We start from the raw sequence: 21091 nt of genomic DNA, 5'->3' as shown, positions 1-21091 counted from the left end.
CCATGAAAATCAACTGGTGGCCCTGGGGCGTGCTGACGCTGGTCAGCCTGGTCCTGCTCTCCTTCTTCGTGCTGTACCCGCTGGCGGTGCTGTTCGGCAACAGCGTGGTGGACGACGGTGGCGGCTACTCGCTGGCTGCCTTCGCCGCACTGGCAAAGGACAGCCAGTACCTGCTGGCCTTCAGAAACACGCTGGTGCTGGGCTTTTCCGTCACCGCCTGCACCGTGCTGGTGGGCGTGCCGTTCGCCTACATGGTGGCGCGCTACGAGTTTCCGCTCAAGAACCTGGTGGCCGTGCTGCCCATCCTGACCATCGTGATCCCCGAGATCATCGTCGGCCAGTCCTGGCTGCTGGTCCTGGGCAACAACGGCCTGCTCACCAACTTCTTCGCCGACATGGGGGTGGAGCTGCCCTCGTTCTACGGCTGGACGGGCATGGTCTTCTCGATGACGCTGGTGTACTACACCTACATCTACCTCGGTGTGCTGGCGGCACTGCGCGGCTTCGACGGGCAGCTCGAGGAAGCCGGCCTGAGCCTGGGCACCTCGCCCTTCGTGACCAAGATGCGCGTGCTGGTGCCGGTGATGCTGCCGGCCGTGCTGGTCAACGCGCTGGTGGTGTTCACGCTGGTGGTCGGCAACTTCGCGCTGTCCATGCTGCTGGGCAGCCGCGTGCCGCTGCTGTCGGTGATGACGTACAACACCTTTGTCAGCGAGATGGGCGGCAGCCCGGCACTGCAGAGCGCCATGTCGGTGGTGTCCATCGCCATCGTGGCCATCGTGCTGTTCTTCCAGAAGCGCGTGGTCGAGCGCAAGATGTACACCATGACCCAGGGCCGCGCACCCGCGCCGGTGCGCGTGCGCTCGGGCGCGGCGCTTCTGTTCACCGTCACCGTGGGCCTGGTCATCCTGGCCTCCATGCTGCCGCTGGTCATCGTGTTCGTGGGTGCCTTCACCGAGACCAGCGGCCCGGTCATGCGCTGGGGCAGCTGGTCGCTGGGCAGCCTGCAGCGCGCGCTGCAGGGCGCGCCCGAGCCCATCATCAACTCCATCAAGTTCTCGTCCATCGCCACGCTGGCGGGGGTGGCCTTCGCGCTGCTGGTGAGCTACCTGACCATCAAGAAGCGCAACACCTTCACCCAGGCGCTCGACTACATCGTGGTGCTGCCGCTCACCATCTCGGGCACGGTGCTGGGCATCGCGCTGGTGCAGACCTTCAACACCGGCTGGCTCATCCTGGCGGGCAGCTCGGGCATCATGGTGCTGGCCTACACGGTGCGCCGGCTGCCGTTCGCGGTGCGCAATGCATCGTCCACGCTGTTCAACATCCCGGACTCGATCGAAGAGGCCTCGATCAGCCTGGGCGTGTCGCCGCTCATGACCTTCTTCAAGGTCATCCTGCCGGCCATGAAGGCATCGCTCATCTCGGCCGCCATCTTGATGTGGGTGACCACCATCTCCGAGCTGTCGGCGTCGGTGGTGGTCTACACCGGGGGCCTGGAGACCATGCCCATCACCATCTTCCGCCAGGTCGACGGCGGCCGCCTGGGCCTGGCATCGGCCTATGGCGCAGCGCTGGTCAGCGTGATCCTGCTGCCCATCGTGGTGGCCATCAAGGTCTTTCGCATCAACCTGTTCTCGAGCAAGTAATCCCTACCCACCACCCAAGAGGCCTTCCATGAAGATCAAGACCCTGTTGCAATGCACGCTGGCCGCCATCGGCCTGGCCGCTGGCCTGGCCCAGGCCCAGACCGTGGTGCTGTACTCCTCCAACAACACCGAGACCATCGAGACCGCGCTCACCGTGGTCAAGCAGAAGGCCGGCTCGCTCAACGTGCAGCAGGTGACCGGCGGCACGGGCTCGCTCATGAAACGCATCCAGGCCGAGGCCAAGAACCCGCGCGGCGACGTGCTGTGGAGCGGCGGCTTCGGCACCATGGGCGCCTACAAGGACCTGCTGGAGCCCTACAAGTCGCCCGATCTGGCCGCCATTCCCGCCGAGTTCCGCGGCCCCGACAACCTGTGGGTGGGCACCAACCTGCACGTGATGGTGCTCATGGTCAATGAACGCCAGCTCAAGGGCCTGGCCGCACCCAAGACCTGGTCCGACCTGATGAAGCCCGAGTGGAAGGGCAAGTTCGCCATCACCGACCCGAGCAAGAGCGCCACCGCCTACATGCTGGTCTACGGCCTGCTCAAGCAGTTCGGCAAGGACGGGCTGGAGAAGATCGCGGCCAACGCCGTGGTCACCTCGTCCTCGGGCACCACCTACAAGGGCGTGGCCTCGGGCGAGTACCCCGTGGGCCTGACCATCGAGTACGCCGCGCAGGAATACGTGGCCGGCGGGCAAAAGGAGATCAAGCTGGTCTACCCCGCCGAAGGCAGTTACCTGGCGCCCGAAGGCATGTTCATCGTCAAGGGCGCCAAGAACATGGAAGCCGCGAAGGCGCTGTACAACGGCCTCCTGAGCAAGGAGGTGCAGCAGGCCCTGCTGGTCAAGAACTTCCGCCGCCCCACGCGCACCGACATCGCCGTCTCCAAGCTCACCGCGCTGCCCGACCTCAAGTCGATCAAGATCTTCCCGCTGGACCAGGACAAGGCCTCGCAGGAGTACGAGCAGCTCGTGGCGCTGTGGAACATCGCGGTGGCCAAGGCGCGCTGAAGGCGGCGAATGTAAGAAACATTCATGGGCGGCAAGCCAGGCCAGCAGATCGCCGACCCAGCGCCACAAAAGCCACCAGCAAAGGGCACTACGCTATTCAATCAATAGCAACCCGAGCCCTTCGCGTACCCGGCCGGCGGCCTGGCACGGTCACTCAGGGATAACGCCCGTACCGGGGCCCGGCTGCGCGGTTAGCCTCAGGCCCACTGCCGCACCAAGAGTGCTGGCAGTGCGAAGGACGCCTGTGGTTCCATGACCGGCCAGCGATGGCGCTACCCGCGCCATCGCCGTTGTCGGCCATCGGCCGGCATGGTGAATGCGTCCTTGTCCCCGTCATCCACGGAACCCCACGGCCCTATCCCCCACCGCGAGCACAGTCCCCATGTCCGTCAGCGTTTTCGACCTTTTCAAGATCGGCATCGGCCCCTCCAGTTCGCACACCGTGGGGCCCATGATCGCGGCGCGGCAGTTTGCCTGCCACCTGCAGGCCACGGTGGGCCTGGCGGCGGTGCACGGCGTGGTGGTGGAGCTGTTCGGCTCGCTCTCGGCCACGGGCGTGGGCCACGGCACCGATACCGCCGTGCTGCTGGGCCTGGCCGGGCATGAGCCCGACCGCATCGACCCCGACCAGATCGGCCCCGCCATCGCCCAGATCCGCGCCAGCCGCAGCCTGGCCCTGCTGGGCGAGCACAGCGTGCCCTTCGTGGAAAAGGAACACCTGCTGTTCCGCCGCCGCAGCCTGCCGCTGCACCCCAACGGCATGGCCTTCCATGCGCTGGATGCCCAGGGCATCAAGATCGCCGAGCGCGAGTACTACTCTGTGGGCGGCGGCTTCGTGACCAACGCGGCCGGCGAGCGGGTGCTGAACTCGGCAGCGGCATCCGGGCCCGACGCCGCCGGGCATGGCAACGGCCTGCCCTATCCCTTCAGCACCGGCGCCGGCATGCTGGCCCAGTGCCAGGCCACCGGCATGACCGTGGGTGCGCTCATGGCCGCCAACGAACTGCACTGGCGCAGCGCCGCCGAACTGCGCCGCCAGCTGCTGGCCATCTGGCACACCATGGCCGGCGCCGTGCAGCGCGGCTGCGCGGCCACCGGCACCCTGCCCGGCCCCATGCGCGTGCGTCGCCGCGCGGCAGAGCTGCACCGGAGTCTCAACACCCAGTCCGAGGCCGCCCGGCACGACCCCCTGTCGATGATGGACTGGGTGAACCTGTACGCCATGGCCGTCAACGAGGAGAACGCCGCCGGTGGCCGCGTGGTGACCGCTCCCACCAACGGCGCGGCCGGCGTGATCCCTGCCGTGCTGCAGTACTACGTGAACTTCCTGCCCGGCGCCGATGAGGAGGGCATCGCCACCTTCCTCCTCACTGCGGGCGCCATCGGCATCATCTACAAGGAGAACGCTTCGCTGTCGGGCGCCGAGGTGGGCTGCCAGGGCGAGGTCGGCGTGGCCTGCTCCATGGCCGCCGGTGCCCTGGCTGCCGTGATGGGTGGCAGCCCCGAGCAGGTGGAAAACGCCGCCGAGATCGGCATGGAGCACAACCTCGGGATGACCTGCGACCCCGTGGGCGGCCTGGTGCAGATTCCCTGCATCGAGCGCAACGCCATGGGCGCCATCAAGGCCATCAACGCCGCCCGCATGGCCCTGCGCGGCGACGGCCAGCACGTGGTCTCGCTCGACAAGGTGATCAAGACCATGATGCAGACCGGCGCGGACATGAAGGTCAAGTACAAGGAGACCTCGCGCGGCGGGCTGGCGGTGAACGTCGTCGAGTGCTGAGCCCCCTACTCCGGTAGGGTTCTCACGGGCCGGCCAGGCCCACAGAATCGGGCTTTTTGCCATGACCACACTGTTCCCTGCGACTTCACCGACCGCCCCGCTCACCCGGCTCTCGCTGCTCACCCTCGCCGCCGCACTGGCCGGCTGCGGCGGCGGGAGTGATGACCCGCCCCCGCAGGACGTGGCCCTGCTCGCGGGCGACTGGCAGTCCCAGGGCTGCACGGTGATCGGCAGCCGCCTGAGCGAACGCAGCCTCTTGCGCCTGGTGCGCCAGGACGCCACACTGTTCACCCAATCCTATGGGGCAGTGGTCTATGCCAACGGCGACTGCACTGGCAACGGCACGGTGCGGCTTCTCCCGCCGGAGACGGCCACCCCCCTCGTGGTACGGCGCACAGCCTCCACCGGCTCCCTTGCCGTCTTCTGGGCACACTGGACGCAGGATTCGGTCGACAGCACACCCTATGGCCGCTGGGCGCTCAAGGGAGATTTCATGTGCCCCGTGTTCTACGCTGTCGTGTTGGGCATCTTCCCCCCGCCACCGCCGCCACCTCCGCACACCTCCTACGACCTGGAAATCGCCACACGCCAGACCGACGAGATGCTGCAGCGCAGGGCCTGTTACACGCGCGTGCCCGCATAGGCCGCTGCCCGGCGAGCCCCCGCTCAACCCTCCGCGACCAGCGCCGCCAGCTTAGCCAGCGACATGCGCCAACCGGCCTCGTTGTCTTCGGGCGCCACGCCGGGCGGCAGGCCTTCGTGCAGCGCGACCAGCCGGGTACCGCCGCCCGGCTCGTCCGAGAGCTCCACCGTGGAGGTCATGCGGCCTTGCATGGCGGGGTTGACGGTTTCGAACTCCATCACCTCGACCACCCGCTCGTTCACGGCCAGTTCCTGAAAATGGCCGTGGTAGGTGTCGGTATGCGCCGAGGTCTTGCCGGCCAGGCCGGGCTCCTCGTAGGTGAGCGAGATCCGAAAGCGCCCGCCCTCGCGCGCATCGAAGGCATGCACCACCATGGCCATGCCATCGGGCACTTTCCATTGCGCAATGGCCTCGGCATCGACCAGTGCGGCATAGACGCGCGGGCGGGGGGCAGGGATGTGCACGGAGATGCGGGTGGAGGCCATGGGCACAGCGTAGGGGCAGTCCACACCGGACGCAAGAGATCACTGGCCTCCTGTCGGCCAAGCCGCCAGGCAGCCAGCGCTGTAGACTGGTGGCGCCTGCTTTTTCACCGAGGTTTTGCGTGGAAGCTCCTGCTGGTGAAGGCCGCTCAAAAACAGCCCCCGCGCATTTTCCCTACCGCGCCACCGCTCCAGGAAACCTATGTCCAATAGCCAGTTCGCCTTCCTCCACCGCTCATCCGTCCCCGACCGCGCCACGCTGCAGGCCTCGCTGGACCGGCTCGGCTTCGACCTCAAGCTGCACCCGGACTTCACCCGCTTCGACGACTCGGGGTTTCTGCCCTTCACGCTCAACGGCGTGGAAGGCCCGGGCTTCGAGATCCACTACAGCGAAGCGCAGGATGTGGTGGCTGACGACGAGAACTTCGCCGCCATTGCCGATGGCCGTGACTACTGCATCACCATGTGCTGGGGTGGCCGCATGAAGGACCTGGCCTGCGTGATGATGGTCAGCTGCGCACTGGCCCAGGACTTCGGCGCGGCGGTGTCGTACGAAGGCGAGGAGCCGTCGCCGCTGGACGAGATGCTGCACACCGTGCAGGTCGCGCTCAAGGAAGCGGCGAAAGAGAAATAGGCGAGGCAGGCGATCAATCCGCCGCCCGCGTCCCGATTCACCCGAACGGTCGCTTGGGCACCTGCCGGGCCAGCTCCGCAAAGTGGCCCACGCTGCCCCAGGCAGTGCGCGAACCGACCACGTACAGCCGCGACTTCGCGCGCGAGGCCATGACGTTGAGGATGTTGGGCACGCCGCCGGCCCACTGGCGGGCGCCCTTCTCACCCGCCATGGGCGCGCCCAGCACGGCGATCACGGCCTCGGCTTCCTTGCCCTGGAAGGTGTGGATGGTGCCCACGCGCTCGTCGAGCCATTTGCGCGCATCGACCCCGAAGAGCTCGAACAGCTGGGGTTCGGCGCGCAGCAGCAGGCGCATTTCCTGCGCCACCACGCGGAACGGGCAGATCACGTAGATGTCCGGGTTCTGCACGCCGGCGCGGGCCAGCTTGCGCAGCATGCGCATGACCACCTGGCCCTCTTCGGCGCTCCACTTGGGGGCGCTGGCGGTGGAGCTGGTGTCGGGGTCGAACCAGGCGGAGGGGCCCAGCACGTCGGCGACGTCGCCCACGCTGTCCGGCCCCATGGCCGGCACCATGCGGTTGTCGTACGCAATCGCGTTGGACACGCCGAACATGGGCTCCTGGAAGCGGCGGCGCACCAGCAGCGGCAGGCCCACGGCGCGCGTGCCGTCTGGCGTGCTGAACTGGGCCTTGATGACACTGGCGCTGTCGGCCAGGGTCTGCACCGAGGCCTGCGGTGCACACCAGAGCCCCCGGTCCACGCGCTGCTGCAGGGATATCTGGTTCACCAAGTTTTCGGGGATGGTGACCACGGGCGGGATCTGCAGCGTGTCGCCCACGATCACGGCACGCCGGGCGCGCAGCAGCGCGCCCACCGCGGCCTGGGGCGTGGCCTGCCCGGCTTCGTCCACCAGCAGCCAGCCGAACGATGCCGGCGGCAGGTCGCCCAGCATGCGGTGGATGGAGGCAAAGGTGGTGGACACCACGGGCACCACCAGGAACAGGCTGGACCACAGGTCCGGCAGCAGCTGGCGCCGCGCCGCATCCGGGAAGGTACCCGACTGCAGGGCCGCCATGAGCACGCCCAGGTTGTGCTCCATCTTGTGGGCCGCCACGGTGACGAAGGCCTTGTGCACATCGAGAGCGGCGACGAACAGCTTCTCGCGCTGCTGGTGGACCTGGTCGTCGAGCCAGGGCACGGCCAGGTTCCAGGCCTCGTGGCCGCGGTCGAAGAAGGACTCGTCGACGAAGCGGTCACCGATGCGGGCGTAGGCCTCCTTGAGCATGGCACCGAGGTTCTCGGCCTCGCGCTGGGCGGTTTCCAGCTGGGCATTGGTGGCGCCCAGCTCCTCGGCAAAACCCTTTTGCCGCTGCGCGGCGGTCTCCAGCGTGGCCTGTGCCTGCGCTTCGGCACGCACGGCCTCGCGGTGCACACCTTCCCGCGCCGAGGCCTCCGACATCCAGCGCCGGAAGGCTTCGGAGACGAACACCCGCGCCGACACGCCAGGCCGGGCCGCCTGCAGGGCCTGCAGCTCGCGCTCGGCCGCCACGACGGCGGCGCGCGCCTTGCTCGATCCCTCGATGGCCTGGGCATAGGCCGCAGAGGCCGCGCTCAGCGAGCGGGCGATGGCCTTGTGCTTGCCATGCAGCTGGTTGATGTCATCGCGCAGGCGCGACAACCGGGGTGCCAGGGTGCGCGTCTCTTCCAGCCGGGCCAGGATGGCCTCGACCGAGTGCTTGAGTTCGATGAAGGACTTGCGCGCCCGTTTCCACTGCTGCAGGGCGGCATCGCCGCTGAGCGGCCGCTCGGCGGCGACGATGCGGGGCGCCACCATCCGCGGCGGCTGGCCTTCGGCGGCAGGCTCCGGGCGCGAGACGTCCAGCCCGCGCGCGGCCTTGAGGTAGGTGCAAAAACCGAAATCCTCGTGCAGCCAGAAGCGCTGGCGGAAATCCCGGCGGTTGCGGCTGTTGCCGAGTGCGGCGGCCATCAGCCCCCAGGGTTGGTCGGCGGGGTCGGCAGGGAAGTTCTTTTCCTCGCCATACAGCAGGGCCCGGGCGGTGGCGGCAAAGTAGCGCGGGCCGGGCTCGACGCTGCGGCCCGCAGGCAGCTCGCGGCTGACGTTTTCCACCGCCTTGTTGTTGCTCGAGGCGACGAGCACCTCGAAGCCCTTGAGCCGGGGGGCCAGCCCATGCAGGTGCAGGAACTCGCCCTCGCCGACCTGGAAGCGCTGCCCCGTCGGGATGAACGCCTTGTTCGGATCGTCGAACTCCACCAGCCGGGCCGCGCGGCTCTCCACGCAGTGCGCCACCAGGTCGCGCAGCAGGGTGATCTTGCCGGTGCCTGGCGGGCCGTTCACCGCCAGAATGCCCTGCCTGTCGCCCGCGAACTCGGCGCGCGCCGCATTCACGGCCGCCTGCTGCAGCGTCACCACCGGGTGGCTGCCCCGGCTGGGCCAGCGTGCGGGCGGAAAGCGCGCGGGAGCAATCAGATCGGCAATGCCTGCAGTGTCCTTGAGCAGGTCACGTGCGGGCCCGGACTTCAGTACGGACAGGTAGCGCAGCAGGGCCTCGGGTGCAGCCCCGGAGTCCACCATGGCGCGCGCCTTGGCCAGGTCATCGAGGTAGAAGGAGTTGATGGGCGGCGAATCGGGCGCCCCTTCCAGCTTGGGGTGGCGGTACAGCCGCGCCACGAAACTGGGTGGCAGCACATGGTCGGGGCGCAGGCCCAGGGTGGCACACAGCCAGGCGTGGCTGTCGTTGATCGCCTTCAGGTCCAGCGGCAGGGGCCGGCCTTCGCCGTCCACCCGGGCCAGGCGCTGGTGCAGTTGCTCGCGCAGCAGCCTTTCGGCATCGGGCCAGCGCGCAAGCGCGCCAGCCTTGCCGCGCAGCACCGCCGGAACGCCCCAGGCAAAGCTGGAGATGGCCACGGTTTCGGGGCCCGCGAGCAGGCCATCCTGGTCCACGATGGCCATGGCGATCGGCGCCCGGTGCCGTTGGTAGGTGCGCGTCTCCTCGTCCTTGCCGAACGAGGACAGCAGATCGGTCATGCACATTTCCATGCTCACCTCGCCGAGCACGACCAGGTAGAACAACCGGAACGGCGGCTTGTAGGACTGCTCGCCCCGCTGCCACGGCAGGGGTTCGCCATCGACCTTGGCGATGGATGCACGGTCGCCACCGACCAGCGTTGCCGGGTCGGTGTACGCCAGGGGGGCCAGCACCTCCAGCGACAGCCAGGCGGACAGGATGGCGTGGGCCGAGTCCTGCGCGGCATGCAGGCTGGCGGGGGTCACCGACTCCAGCGCGGCCAGGGCGTCCCGGGCCTCGGTATCGCCGACGGCGCTTGCCACCATCGGCCCCGGTGCCGGCACGGGCACGAAAGCCGGGGCAGCGCCCGGCGCGGCGGGTGCCGGGGCCGTGGCCTGGCCGGCACGTGCGCCCGCCGGCCGCGGCATCGCGGAAGGCAGCGAAAGGGAAAACGGTGCGCGGTCCACGGTACCTGCCAGCCCGTTCAGCGACGGCGCGCGCAGGTCGCCATCGACCGGCGGGCTGCCCCGGCCATCCGGCACGGCACGGGCTGGCGGGCGATGTTCCTGTTCTGCGGCAGTGGCATGGACGACCTCCCTCGGACCTTGTATGGCTTCGTGCGGCATTGGCAGATCGGCAGTGCCCTCCCCGGCATCGGGGCGGTTGGCTGGGGGGGAAGGCATGGCTGTCAAAAAATGCGCGCAGCCGAGCATGTTACATGCGACAGCCCGCCGTTCCCAGTGCCTGGCCGATGGATGGAAGCAAAAACCTGGTTGGCGGCGCATTGCAGATGGCCCTCCCCGGCCCTGCATGGTCCATGCCAATCGCCAATTCTTGGTGCTACCGCCCCGCCGCTCGCGTCCCTAAAGTCCAGCCCATGGACCCACACCCACCCCTTCTCCCCAGCACCTTGCCGCCATCGGCGGCCAGCCATGCACCCTATGGCCCGGCGTTGCGCCATGCCGACACCGATGCCGACCTGGTGGCCTGCTGGCCCGTGGTGCAGCAATTGCGCCCGCGGCTGCAGAGCGCCGAGGACTTCATCGCCCGTGTGCACCGCATGCGCGCCGACCGCTACCGCATCCTGGCCGCCTGGCAGGACCGGCACACCGCCGTGGCGCTGGCCGGCTACCGCGTGGCGGAGAACCTGATCTACGGGCGCTTTCTGTACGTGGACGACCTGGTCACCCTGGACACCGCGCGCGGCGCGCGCTGGGGCCAGGCACTGATGGATGCGATGGCGCGCATTGGCGAGGCCGAAGGCTGCAGCTGCCTGGTGCTGGACACCGGGCTGTCCAACGCGCTGGCCCAGCGCTTTTACTTTCGCCAGGGGCTGCTGACGCAGGCCCTGCGCTTCGGGCGCCCGCTGCAGGCCGCACCGCAGGGGGCCGGGGCATGACCGCGAACATCCTGCACATCACCTGCAGCGCCCGGGCCGAGGAGTCGCAGAGCACGCGCTTTTCCTACCGCATCGTGGAGCGCCTGCAGCCGGCCGGCGTCACCCTGCGCGACCTGACCTGGGCCCCGCTGCCGCATGTGGACAGCGCCTATGCCCACGCCCTGGCGGGCCGGCCGCCGGGGGAGCATAACGCGCCCCACTTGGACAGCCTGGCCCGGTCGGAGCAGTTGATCGCCGAACTGGACGCTGCCCACGCCATCGTCATCGGCCTGCCGATGCACAACTACACCATTCCTTCGTGCCTCAAGGCCTGGGTGGACCATGTGCTGCGCATCGGCCACACCTTCGCGCCCTCGCCAGAGGGCAAGCGCGGGCTGCTGCGCGACCGGCCGGTGTACATCGCAGTGGCCTCGGGTGGGTTCTTCACCGGGGCCAAGGCCAACCAGCCCGACTTCGTGACGCCCTACCTGCAAGCCGCCCTGAACACCATGGGCCTGCGCACGCTGCATTTCTTTGCCCTGCAGGGCCTGGTCTTCGGCCCCGAGCGCGTGGCCCAGGCCTGGAGCGAGGCCACAGCGGCGCTGGATGCCGTGCTGGCCCCTGCGAGCGCTGCCGCGGCGATCGCCTGAGCGCCTTTCCCCCTTCTCTTTTTTTGATCCAGGAGTACCCATGTCCCAACGCCTTGACCACAGCAAGATCGCCCCCAACGCCGCCAAAGGCTTCTACGCCGCCAGTGCCTACCTATCCCAGTGCGGCCTGCCCACCGTGCTGATCGACCTGGTCTACCTGCGCGTGTCCCAGATCAACGGCTGCGCCTACTGCGTGGACCTGCATTCGCGCGACCTGCTCAAGCACGGCGTCAGCGTGGACAAGCTGGTGCTGGTGCCTGTGTGGCGCGAGGCCGGCGCGCTGTTCGATGCGCGCGAAAGCGCCGCGCTGGCATGGGCCGAGGTGCTGGCGCGCGTGGACCAGACGGGTGCGCCCGACGAGGACTTTGCCGCCGTCTCCCGCGTCTTCAGCGAACGCGAGGTGGTGGACCTGACCATGGCCATTTGCCTCATGAGCGCCTTCAACCGCCTGGGCGTGGGCATGCGCCTGGTGCCCCAGGCAGCGGCAGCGGCTGCAGCGGCCGCCTGAGCGCTCAGCCGCGCTGTTGGCCCTCGACCAGGCCCAGGAGCTGCCGGCAGTGCGCGGCAGCCTCGCCCTCGGGCACATTGGCCACCCCCAGCACCAGGCCGGCATGGTGGGGCTGCGGGTCGGCATACCAGGGCGACAGCGGCACCGGGGCCAGGCCGTGCTGGCGTGCCTGCAGGGCCAGCGCCACGTCGTCCATCCCCGGAGGCAGGCGCAGCAGCACCGAGAGCCCCGCCGTGCGGCAGGTGGCCGATTGCGCTTGCAGGCTGGCCACGATGGCGTCGCGCCGACTGGCGTACAGCTGCTTCATGCGGCGCAGGTGCCGCAGTAGGTGGCCAGCTTGCAGGAACTCGGCCACCGCCTGCTGCAGCAGCGGCGCGGGGGCCGAGCCGAACAGGGCCGCCGCCTCGTCGAAGCGCGCCACCTGCGCGGCCGGCACCACCAGGAAGCCCAGGCGCAGCGACGGGTTGATGGTCTTGCTGAAGGTGCCCACGTGCAGCACGCGCCCGCCAGCATCCTGCGCGGCCAGGGCCGGCATGGCGCGGCCCGGTGGCAGTTGCAGCTCGCCCAGGTAGTCGTCTTCGAGCAGCCAGGCGCCGGCCTGCGCTGCCCAGCCGAGCAGGGCCTGCCTGCGCTCCACCGACAGCGTCGCCCCCAGCGGCGCCTGCTGCCCCGGCGTGACCACGGCTAGCACCGCCTGGGGCGCAGCCGCCAAGCCGGCCGCCACGTCCAGGCCCATCGCATCCACCGGCACGGGCACGCCGGCCACGCCCAGGGCCGCCAGCGTGCGGCGCGTGAGCGGATAGCCCGGGTCTTCGCACCAGGCCTGGCCGCCTCGCAGACCCAGCGCCTGCACGGCCAGCGCGATGGCGGCCGTGTGGCCGCTGGTGATGAACACCTGCGCCGCGCTGCTGGCCATGCCGCGCGCCACGGCCAGGTAGGCCGCGATGGCCGTGCGCAGCAGCGCCTCGCCACGCGGGTCGGGGTAGCGCAGCGGGGCCTCGGCCGACGCCCGCGCGGCGCGCGTGACGGTGCGCGCCCAGACCTTGGCCGGGAAGGCATCCTGCGCGGGCACGCCCATCTGGAACATGCCGCTCACGCTGCGCGGGTAGTTGGCCACCGGGTCGCGCAGCACGGCGGCAGCCGGGCCCGCAGCCGGTGCCACCGGTGCAGGCGCCACATGGCGCCCGACGAAGGTGCCCGCCGCGCCCAGGGCCACGATCAGCTGGGCATCGATCAGTGCCTCGTACGCCGCACGCACGGTGCCGCGCGCCACGCCCAGCTGCGAGGCCAGGTCGCGCCAGGACGGCAGGCGCGCACCCGGGGCCAGCCGCCCCTGGGCAATGGCCGCATGCAGCGCCTTGCGGATCTGCTCCGTGACCGGCTCGCGCGCGCTGCGGTCCACCGCCAGGTGCAGCGTGGCGGGCGTGGAGGCAGGAGAACCAGGAGCGGGAGATTCCATGGAACAGGGCGTGCGTTCAAAGGCGGCAGCAAAAGGCAGTCCCGTGGATCATGCCCATGATTGCCGCCCCGCGCCGCGGCCGGTGAATGTGGCGGAATGCCGACGCCCAAGGGCGAGACAGTGGCAAAGCGGGCAAGGCCCCTTCACAATCCGCGCATCGACCAGGACGGCCCACAAGGCATGGTCCCTGGCGTTTTTTCATCGGGCACCCGCCCGGCTCCTTTTCTTTTCATCCTTCCATGAAATCTGTTTCGATGCTGCGCCACGTGGCGCTGATGGCGGCGCTGTTGCTGGCCAACGCCCCCGCCTGGGCCGAAGACACGCTGGCGCGCATTGCCAGCTCGGGCGAGCTGCGCCTGGGCCACCGCGAAAAATCGCTGCCCTTCTCGTACAAGGACGCCAGCAGCGGCAAGGTGCAGGGCTACACCGTGGACATCTGCCTGCAGATCTTCGAGGAGATCAAGAAGGAGCTGAAGCGCCCGGACCTGAAGCTCAAGTACCTGCTGGTGGACGGCAAGAACCGCATCAGCGACGTGAAGGACAACGTGGTGGACCTGGAATGCGGCGGCACGGCCAACACGGCGGCGCGGCAAAAGGAGATTTCCTTCAGCCACCACATCTTCGTGGCGTCCTCGGCCTTCCTGGTGCGCAAGAATTCGGGCATCAAGACGCTCGACGACCTGCAGAACAAGAAAATCGCCGTGCAGGGCAAGACCACCAACGAAAACCTGCTCAAGGCCAACGAGCGCACCTTCAACCGCAAGTTCAACTACGTGGCGGTGGACAGCACGCTGGACGCCGTGAACGCACTGGCCAAGGGCGAGGCCGACGCCGCCTTTGCCGACGACGCCGGCATCTGGATCCCGCTCACGCGCCTGGGCAAGTCCATGGACGACTACCTGTTCCTGGAAAAGCGCCTCTCGGTGGAGCCCTACAGCATCGGCCTGCGCCGCGAAGACCCCAAGTTCAAGGAGCTGGTGGACCGCGTCACGCGCCGCATGATCCAGGGGGGCGAGATGCTGACGCTGTACAAGCGCTGGTTCAGCTCGGACCAGGGCACCCTGCCGATGAGCATCTTCATGAAGGAAGCGCTGCGCCGGCCCAGCGACATCGGGGTCGAGCAGATCGCGTTTTGAGCCCCTGCGAACGGCAAGGGGCTTGACCTGCATCAAGACGACCCCTTTCGCTTCCTGAAATCCAGCCGAATTCCCGTCGGTGATGGACCGTAGTCGTTTTATAGTCGATAGTAATAATTTGTAGCTATTGCATGACGACGACAGACCCTCTCATGGCTGCTGGCCTGGATGGTACCGACAGCCCCCACTACCTGCGCGCGCTGACCGACATGGCCGACGAGCGCACGGTGGTGGCGGGCGCCGCCATCTACACCGACAACGGCATCAAGCTGGTGGAAAAGGGCGCGCGCATCGACAGCCGCCTGTACGACCGCTTGGTGCAGCACAAGCTGCGCGAGCCCATCGACAAGCACCTGACCATCGACAACCCCGTGACCGTGGAGGTCCTGATTGCCACCGGCCAGGAGTTGGCGGCGCAGGATGTCCTGGTCAATCTGCTGGCCGAGGCCATCGGGTCCGCCGTGCGCCTGCTGGCCCCGCTGCGCTCCCTGCCGCTGCCCGGGCCCGTGGCCTGCAAGCTCACGGTGATGCGTGACAAGCGGCCCGAGCTGTACCAGCACAGCCTGCGCATGATGATGGTGGCCGTGTTCCTGGGCCTCAAAGCCGGCATGCCCGAGCGCGATTGCGCCACGCTGGCCGCTGCCGCCCTGCTGCATGACCTGGGCGTGCTGCACATGGACCCGGCCTGGAACGACCCCGATTTCAAGGCGGTGGGCGTGCAGCGCAAGCACCTGGTGGCGCACCCGATCACCGGCATGCTCATGGTGCGCGACACCAACGCCTACCCCAAAGCGGCCGAGACCGCCGTGCTGGAACACCACGAGCGCATGGACGGCAGCGGCTACCCGCGCGGCCTGGCGGGGGCCGACATCTCGCCCATGGGCCGCATCCTGATGCTGGCCGAAGTGGTGGCCGCCTTCTTCGAGAAATACGACGACATGCCGGCACAGCGCCTGTCGCTGGTGCTGCGGCTGAACCACCGCAAGTTCCCGTCTGCGCTGGTGGGGCACATCCTCCCGCTGCTGCAGGAAGAGGTGGCACGCGAATCGGCGCTGATGCCGCTGGGCAACGATGCCCCGCGCCAGGCCGAGCTGCTGGCCGACGCCTTCATCAAATGGGACGAACTCAAGACCGCCCTGCCTCCGGCCCTGCTCAAGGCCATGCCCCCCTCCAGCGCCTTCGTGTTTGCCGATGCGCGGCTGATGGCGCTGCAGAAGGCCCTGGTGGAGGCCGGCTCCCACCCGCAGCACCAGGCCGACCTGATGGCCCAGCTGCAGGGCGACGCCATGGGCCTGGCCGAGGTGGCTCTGGTGGGACGCGAAGCGATTTTCCAGCTGCAGAGCGTGCTCAATGCCTGCCACCGCCGCTGGCCCGACCTCGCCCAGCGCGCCACGCCGGGCGACACAGCCGTGGCCAACTGGTGCGACTGGGCTGCCGAGCGGCTGTAAGCCGCATCAAAAAGCATAGCTGCCCATCCTTTGTGACAGGCGGCTGACTGCCCCACAGGCAAATCCCGCCCGCCACCGGGTGGGGGCCCGGACATGGGACAATCGCCCCCCATGACACCGCAGCAGTACGTACAACAAAAAGCCGTCGCCTCAGGAAGCAGCTTCTACTACGCCTTCCTGTTCCTGCCGGCGCCGCGGCGCGCGGCCATCACGGCGTTCTACGCGTTCTGCCGGGAGGTGGACGACGTGGTCGATGAAGTGAGCGACCCTGGCGTGGCCCGCACCAAGCTGGCCTGGTGGCAGGCCGAGGTGGCCAAGGCCTACGCCGGCCAGCCCACCCACCCCGTGATGCAGGCGCTGATGCCGCTTGCGGCCGACTATGGCATCGAGCAGCGCCACCTGCAGGCCGTGATCGACGGCTGCCAGATGGACCTGGAGCAGACGCGCTACCTGGATTTCGCCGGCCTCACCCAGTACTGCCACCTGGTGGCGGGCATCGTGGGCGAGGTCACGGCGCGCATCTTCGGCCAGACCGACGAGCGCACCACGCAGTACGCCCACACCCTGGGCCGCGCCTTCCAGCTGACCAACATCATCCGCGACGTGGGCGAGGACGCCATGATGGGCCGCATCTACCTGCCCGTGTCGGAACTGCAGCAGTTCGACGTGAAGGCGCACGAGGTCCTCAAGCGCCAGTACTCCGACCGCTTCACCGCGCTGATGAAGTTCCAGGCCGAGCGCGCGCACCGCACCTACGACGAGGCCCTGGCCCTGCTGCCCGACGCCGACCGCCGCGCGCAAAAGCCCGGGCTGATGATGGCCAGCATCTACCGCACCCTGCTGCGCGAGATCGAACGCGACAACTTCCAGGTGCTGCACCAGCGCATCCGCCTGACCCCGCTGCGCAAGTTCTGGCTGGCGTGGAAGGTGCAGGCGCTGGGGCGCATGTAGTCCGTCCCCCGGGAAACCCGCCATGAACCATTCTGTGCGCCCTTCGCCCCTCCCGCACCTGGCCGGTGCCGCCGTGCTGGCGCTCGCCCTGGGCGCCGCCGCCCTGCCCCAGCCCGCACACGCCTTCTGGGGCCTGCTGGGCAAGGCCGCCAGCGGGGCCGGCAAGGCAGCCGGGGGCACCGCGGGCAAGGCAGCCGGGGCTGCAGGCGCGGCCGGGGCCGCCGGGGTGGCGGGCGAAGCAGCCACCGCGGCCGGTACGGCCGGCAAGGCTGCCGCGGCCGGGGCAGGCGCCGCCACGCTGGCCGATGATGCGGCCCGGGCCGGCGGCAAGGCGGCCGGCACCGCCGACGCCGCAGGCGGTGCGGCCCATGGTTTCAGCGCCGTCAACGCCGCGCTGCCCCCCGAAGTGGCCGTGTACCTGGCCAAGCCCGCCGCCAGCCTGACAGGCAGCGACACGGCGGCCATGATGGGCCTGTACCAGCGCATGGTGGCGCAGGCCGGCAAGACCGGCGATTTCAGCGTGATCGAGCGCATGCCCCAGGTGCACGGCGCCAAGACGCTGCCGCAGCAACCCGTTTCAGTACCGGTCAAGGCCGGCGCCACAGCCCAGCCATCGCCGGCCGCAGCGGCCCCTTCTCCATCGGCCGCCGCCGAGATGAGCCTTGCCGGGCTGCGCCTGCTGGCGCATGCCGCATCGGCCGGCCACCGCGCGGCACGGCAGGAATTGCGCGATCGCTGCACCGACCCCGCGGTGCTGCGCACCGCACCGGCCGATGTGCAGGCCGCCTGCAAGGCCGCGGCTTCCAGCTCCACCTCCGCCCCCGCCAAGCCCCGGCCTGCGGCCACATGAAGAAGATCGCCGTCATCGGCGCCGGCTGGGCCGGCATGGCCGCGGCCATCGCGCACGCGCAGGCAGGCCACGCCGTCACCGTGCTGGAGGCCGCGCGCACCGTGGGCGGCCGCGCCCGTGCGGTGCAGGCCACCCTGCCTGACGGCACGGCGGCCACGCTGGACAACGGCCAGCACATCCTGATTGGCGCCTACACCGAGAGCCTGCGCCTGATGCGCCTGGTGGGGGTGGATGCGGGGTCCGCACTGCTGCGCCTGCCGCTCACGCTGCAGTTCCCCGACGGCACGGGTCTGGCCCTGCCCGACCTGCCGCCCCCCTTCGACGCCGTGCTGGGCATCGCCCGCGCACGCGGCTGGGGCTGGCGCGACAAGCTGGCGCTGCTGCGCGCGGCCAGCGGCTGGCAACTGGGCGGCTTTCGCTGCGCGCCCGAAACCTCGGTGGCGCAGCTGTGCGCCGGCTTGCCGAAGCGGCTGGTGGCCGAGTTCATCGACCCGCTGTGCGTATCGGCCCTGAACACCCCTGCCCACGAGGCCAGCGGCCAGGTGTTCCTGCGCGTGCTGCGCGACAGCCTGTTCAGCGGACGGGGCGGCTCCAACCTGCTGCTGCCGCGCGTGAACCTGGGCGCCCTGTTCCCCGAGGCGGCGGCACGCTGGCTGGCCGCGCAGCATGGCGGTGCGGTGCATGCCGGGCAGCGCGTGCAGGGCATCGCGCAGCAGGCCGATGGGCGCTGGGAACTGCAGGGCACGGACTTCGCAGGCCCTTACGACCACATCACCCTGGCCTGCCCACCGTGGGAGGCCAGCCGCCTGATCGCGGGCGCCACGGGCCTGCCGGCGGGGCAGGATGCCACGCGCCAGCAGTGGTGCGCCACCGCCGATGCGCTGCGCTTCGAAGCCATCACCACCGTGTATGCCCATGGCACGGGCGCGCGCCTGGCCCAGCCCATGCTGGCGCTGCGCAACACGGCAGAGATGCCCGCGCAGTTCGTGTTCGACCGCGGGCAGCTCGACGGACTGCACGGCGTGCTGGCCTTCGTGGTGAGCGCCAGCACCGGCGAGCGCGCCGTGGTCACCGAGCAGGTGCTGCGCCAGGCCGCCGAGCAACTGGCTCTGCCCGGCCTGCAGGCCCTGCAGACCGTGGTGGAAAAGCGCGCCACCTTTGCCTGCACACCCGGCCTGGCGCGCCCCGGCATGCAGGTGGCACCCGGCCTGGTGGCCTGCGGCGACTATGTGGACGGCCCCTACCCGGCCACGCTGGAAGGCGCCGTGCTGTGCGGCACGGCAGCGGCTGCTGCGCTGGCGTGCTGAGTGCCCGCCTCGGGTAAACCCCGAGGCTTTCAGGCCCCCGAAGGCACAGGATGGGCCCCGACTGACAGCATTCCGAAAGCAGGCCCGCGCCACCATCGGCGCAGGCCATTTTTTTCTTTCGAGCCGCTTCTGACGGAGACAACCCCATGCATCCCTTCCTCACTCCCCACGCCCCCTCTTCCTCCCCCTTGTCCTCTCTGGACGCGCGCCGCCGCCAGCTGCTGTCCGCCGGCGGTGCCGCCGCCCTTGCGGGCCTGCTGCCCGGCATGGCCCGGGCGCAGGCCGCCTGGCCCGCCAAGTCCATCCGCTTCGTGGTGCCCTTCGCGCCCGGTGGCAGCTCCGAAATCGTGGCACGCTCCACGGCGGCCGAGCTGACCAAGACCCTGGGCCAGAGCGTGTTCGTGGACAACAAGCCCGGCGCGGCCGGCAACATCGCCATGTCCGAGGTGGCGCGCGCGGAAGACCAGCATACCCTGATCCTGGGCCACATCGGCACGCTGGCGGTGAACCCCTTCATCTTCGACAAGCTGCCCTACGACCCGAACAAGGACTTCAAGCCCGTGAGCCTGCTGGCCAAGGTGCCCAGCCTGTACGTGGTGCACCCCGACGTGCCGGCCAAGAACCTGCGCGAGTTCGTGGCTTACGTCAAATCCAAACCGGGCAAGCTGAGCTACGGCTCCGCTGGCAACGGCAGCGCCGGGCACCTGGCCTTCGAGTACCTGAAGATGACGGCCGACTTGTTCATGCTGCACGTGCCCTACCGCGGCACCGGCCCGATGCTGACCGACCTGCTCTCGGGCCGCGTGGATGCCTCGGCCGTGGGCGCCGCGGCCATCCTGCCGTTCATCAAGTCGGGCAAGGTGCGCTGCATCGCCACCGGCTCGGCCAAGCGCCTGCCGCAGTTGCCCGATGTGGCCACGGTGGCCGAGCAGGGCTTCCCCGGCTTCGAGATGACACAGTGGTACGGCATGCTGGCCCCGGCCAACCTGGCGCCCGCCAACCTGGACAAGCTGGCCGCCGAGACCGCCAAGGCCGTCAAATCGCAGGGCTCGCTGGAGCGCCTCAATGCCGATGCCGCCGAGGCCATTGGCGACACGCCGGCGCAGTTCGCGCAGTTCATCGCGGCCGAACAGGCGCGCTGGAAGAAGGTGCTGCTGCGCGCCAAGGTGAAACCGGACTAAGAAGGTGTGAACGAACCCGCCATGCCCGCTCATCCCGCCAAAACACGCGCGCTCGTCGTTGCAAATGCTCGCCATAGCCCGAGCTATGGCTGCGCTTTGCGCCTAGATCGCACGCGTTTTGACGGCCTGCTCTGGCACGCCGGATCCATTCACACCTTCTGAGCCACTCGCCGCCCTGTCGGCGCGCGGGTAGCATCCAGCCACCACCATGCGCATCCTCCTGGCCGAAGACGAACACACCCTGGGCACCTGGCTGAGCCGGGCGCTGGAGCACGCCGGCATCCAGGTCGAATGGGTGACCGACGGCCGCCTGGCCGACCGCGCGCTGCAGCAGCGCGACCACGACGCCCTGGTGCTCGACCTGGGCCTGCCCGGCCTGGACGGCCACGCCGTGCTGCAGCGCCTGCGCGCGCGCGACCAGCGCCTGCCGGCGCTGATCCTGACCGCGCGCGACTCGCTCGACGAGCGCGTGCGCTCGCTCAACGCCGGGGCCGACGACTTCCTGGCCAAGCCCTTCGAGCTGGCCGAACTGGAGGCCCGCCTGCACGCCCTGGTGCGCCGCGCGCGCGGCACCGAGCACCCGCGCCTGGCCTGCGGGCCGCTGGTGTACGACGGGGCGCGCAAGCAGTTCGTGCTGCACGGCGAGCCGCTGGCCCTGTCGCCGCGGGAGCAGGCGGTGCTGCGCGTGCTGGTGCAGCGCAGCGGGGAGCCGTTTTCCAAGCAGCAGATACTGGACCGGGTGTTTTCGGATGAGGAGGATGTGCATCCTGAAGCCGTCGAGGTGTTTGTGCATCGGCTTCGCAAGAGGCTGGATGGGAGTGGGGTACGCATCACGACCTTGCGGGGGTTGGGGTATGCGTTGGAGCAGGAGTGATGGCTTCTGCTCGTTGGCTAAGGTTGCTGCATGCCTTGCTTGAGGGCGGGAGCCGGGTCTCGGCCCGGCGGCCGAGGTACTTGTTCTTTGCTTCGCCAAAGAAAAGTACCCAAAAGAAAG

At 69.3% G+C, this 21091-nt stretch carries 18 protein-coding genes; 15 read left to right on the top strand and 3 right to left on the bottom strand.

Annotation, left to right across the window (positions count from 1 at the left end):
- Positions 1–2 precede the first annotated feature (2 nt).
- The 4 genes from AC07PA_RS24695 to AC07PA_RS24680 all read left to right on the top strand — a co-directional run bounded on the left by AC07PA_RS24695 (position 3) and on the right by AC07PA_RS24680 (position 5087).
- Positions 3–1649 (top strand): ABC transporter permease, encoded by a 1647-nt coding sequence (locus tag AC07PA_RS24695; RefSeq protein WP_007859545.1) that lies wholly within the window; start codon positions 3–5, stop codon positions 1647–1649.
- 28 nt (positions 1650–1677) lie between these two features.
- Positions 1678–2661, top strand: a complete 984-nt coding sequence (locus AC07PA_RS24690) for an ABC transporter substrate-binding protein (protein ID WP_494609140.1) — start codon at positions 1678–1680, stop codon at positions 2659–2661.
- Positions 2662–3043: 382 nt separating this feature from the next.
- Positions 3044–4444 (top strand): L-serine ammonia-lyase, encoded by a 1401-nt coding sequence (locus AC07PA_RS24685; RefSeq protein ID WP_494609141.1) that lies wholly within the window; start codon positions 3044–3046, stop codon positions 4442–4444.
- Positions 4445–4505: 61 nt separating this feature from the next.
- A complete protein-coding gene (locus AC07PA_RS24680) occupies positions 4506–5087 on the top strand; it encodes a hypothetical protein (protein WP_494609142.1) in 582 nt (193 codons plus the stop codon).
- 23 nt (positions 5088–5110) lie between these two features.
- On the opposite strand, the gene AC07PA_RS24675 is transcribed toward AC07PA_RS24680, so the two are convergent.
- Positions 5111–5572 carry an SRPBCC family protein gene (locus tag AC07PA_RS24675; RefSeq protein WP_494609143.1) on the bottom strand — a complete coding sequence of 154 codons (462 nt, stop codon included), beginning with the start codon at positions 5570–5572 and terminating at the stop codon, positions 5111–5113.
- 199 nt (positions 5573–5771) lie between these two features.
- On the opposite strand from AC07PA_RS24675, the gene AC07PA_RS24670 reads away from it, so the two are divergent.
- The gene (locus AC07PA_RS24670; protein WP_494609144.1) at positions 5772–6203 is read left to right on the top strand and encodes a hypothetical protein; all 432 of its coding nucleotides are present in this window, start codon (positions 5772–5774) and stop codon (positions 6201–6203) included.
- A 37-nt stretch (positions 6204–6240) separates the two neighbouring features.
- Here the strand turns inward: AC07PA_RS24670 and AC07PA_RS24665 are convergent, their stop codons facing one another.
- Entirely contained in the window at positions 6241–9912 is a 3672-nt protein-coding gene (locus AC07PA_RS24665; protein WP_494609145.1) for a DEAD/DEAH box helicase, read from the bottom strand.
- A gap of 194 nt (positions 9913–10106) precedes the next feature.
- On the opposite strand from AC07PA_RS24665, the gene AC07PA_RS24660 reads away from it, so the two are divergent.
- Genes AC07PA_RS24660 through AC07PA_RS24650 form a run of 3 tightly spaced genes read left to right on the top strand, consistent with a single transcriptional unit; the run spans position 10107 to position 11765 of the window.
- A complete protein-coding gene (locus AC07PA_RS24660) occupies positions 10107–10628 on the top strand; it encodes a GNAT family N-acetyltransferase (protein WP_494609146.1) in 522 nt (173 codons plus the stop codon).
- Positions 10625–11257: an FMN-dependent NADH-azoreductase gene (locus tag AC07PA_RS24655; protein WP_007859555.1), complete on the top strand. Its 633-nt coding sequence runs from the start codon at positions 10625–10627 to the stop codon at positions 11255–11257. Before AC07PA_RS24660 ends, AC07PA_RS24655 begins: the two co-directional genes overlap by 4 nt.
- Before the next feature lie 40 nt (positions 11258–11297).
- Positions 11298–11765, top strand: a complete 468-nt coding sequence (locus AC07PA_RS24650) for a carboxymuconolactone decarboxylase family protein (RefSeq protein ID WP_145696058.1) — start codon at positions 11298–11300, stop codon at positions 11763–11765.
- A gap of 4 nt (positions 11766–11769) precedes the next feature.
- Here the strand turns inward: AC07PA_RS24650 and pdxR are convergent, their stop codons facing one another.
- Entirely contained in the window at positions 11770–13224 is a 1455-nt protein-coding gene (pdxR, locus tag AC07PA_RS24645; RefSeq protein ID WP_494609147.1) for a MocR-like pyridoxine biosynthesis transcription factor PdxR, read from the bottom strand.
- A 239-nt stretch (positions 13225–13463) separates the two neighbouring features.
- On the opposite strand from pdxR, the gene AC07PA_RS24640 reads away from it, so the two are divergent.
- The 7 genes from AC07PA_RS24640 to AC07PA_RS24610 all read left to right on the top strand — a co-directional run bounded on the left by AC07PA_RS24640 (position 13464) and on the right by AC07PA_RS24610 (position 20971).
- The gene (locus tag AC07PA_RS24640; protein WP_238541929.1) at positions 13464–14360 is read left to right on the top strand and encodes an amino acid ABC transporter substrate-binding protein; all 897 of its coding nucleotides are present in this window, start codon (positions 13464–13466) and stop codon (positions 14358–14360) included.
- Between the two features lie 152 nt (positions 14361–14512).
- Complete coding sequence (locus tag AC07PA_RS24635) at positions 14513–15808, top strand: HD-GYP domain-containing protein (protein ID WP_494609148.1); 1296 nt, start codon at positions 14513–14515, stop codon at positions 15806–15808.
- A gap of 111 nt (positions 15809–15919) precedes the next feature.
- Positions 15920–16759 carry a presqualene diphosphate synthase HpnD gene (hpnD, locus tag AC07PA_RS24630; protein WP_145696055.1) on the top strand — a complete coding sequence of 280 codons (840 nt, stop codon included), beginning with the start codon at positions 15920–15922 and terminating at the stop codon, positions 16757–16759.
- A 22-nt stretch (positions 16760–16781) separates the two neighbouring features.
- Positions 16782–17609: a hypothetical protein gene (locus tag AC07PA_RS24625; RefSeq protein ID WP_494609149.1), complete on the top strand. Its 828-nt coding sequence runs from the start codon at positions 16782–16784 to the stop codon at positions 17607–17609.
- Positions 17606–18916, top strand: a complete 1311-nt coding sequence (gene hpnE, locus AC07PA_RS24620; RefSeq protein WP_494609150.1) for a hydroxysqualene dehydroxylase HpnE — start codon at positions 17606–17608, stop codon at positions 18914–18916. Before AC07PA_RS24625 ends, hpnE begins: the two co-directional genes overlap by 4 nt.
- Before the next feature lie 146 nt (positions 18917–19062).
- The gene (locus AC07PA_RS24615; RefSeq protein WP_007860788.1) at positions 19063–20097 is read left to right on the top strand and encodes a Bug family tripartite tricarboxylate transporter substrate binding protein; all 1035 of its coding nucleotides are present in this window, start codon (positions 19063–19065) and stop codon (positions 20095–20097) included.
- 208 nt (positions 20098–20305) lie between these two features.
- Positions 20306–20971 (top strand): response regulator, encoded by a 666-nt coding sequence (locus tag AC07PA_RS24610; protein ID WP_007860789.1) that lies wholly within the window; start codon positions 20306–20308, stop codon positions 20969–20971.
- Positions 20972–21091: the final 120 nt, after the last annotated feature.

Source organism: Acidovorax sp. GW821-FHT09B03 (genome assembly GCF_059418305.1).
The sequence above is the reverse complement of the archived record's forward strand: the minus strand, read 5'-3'. Positions and strand labels throughout refer to the sequence as shown.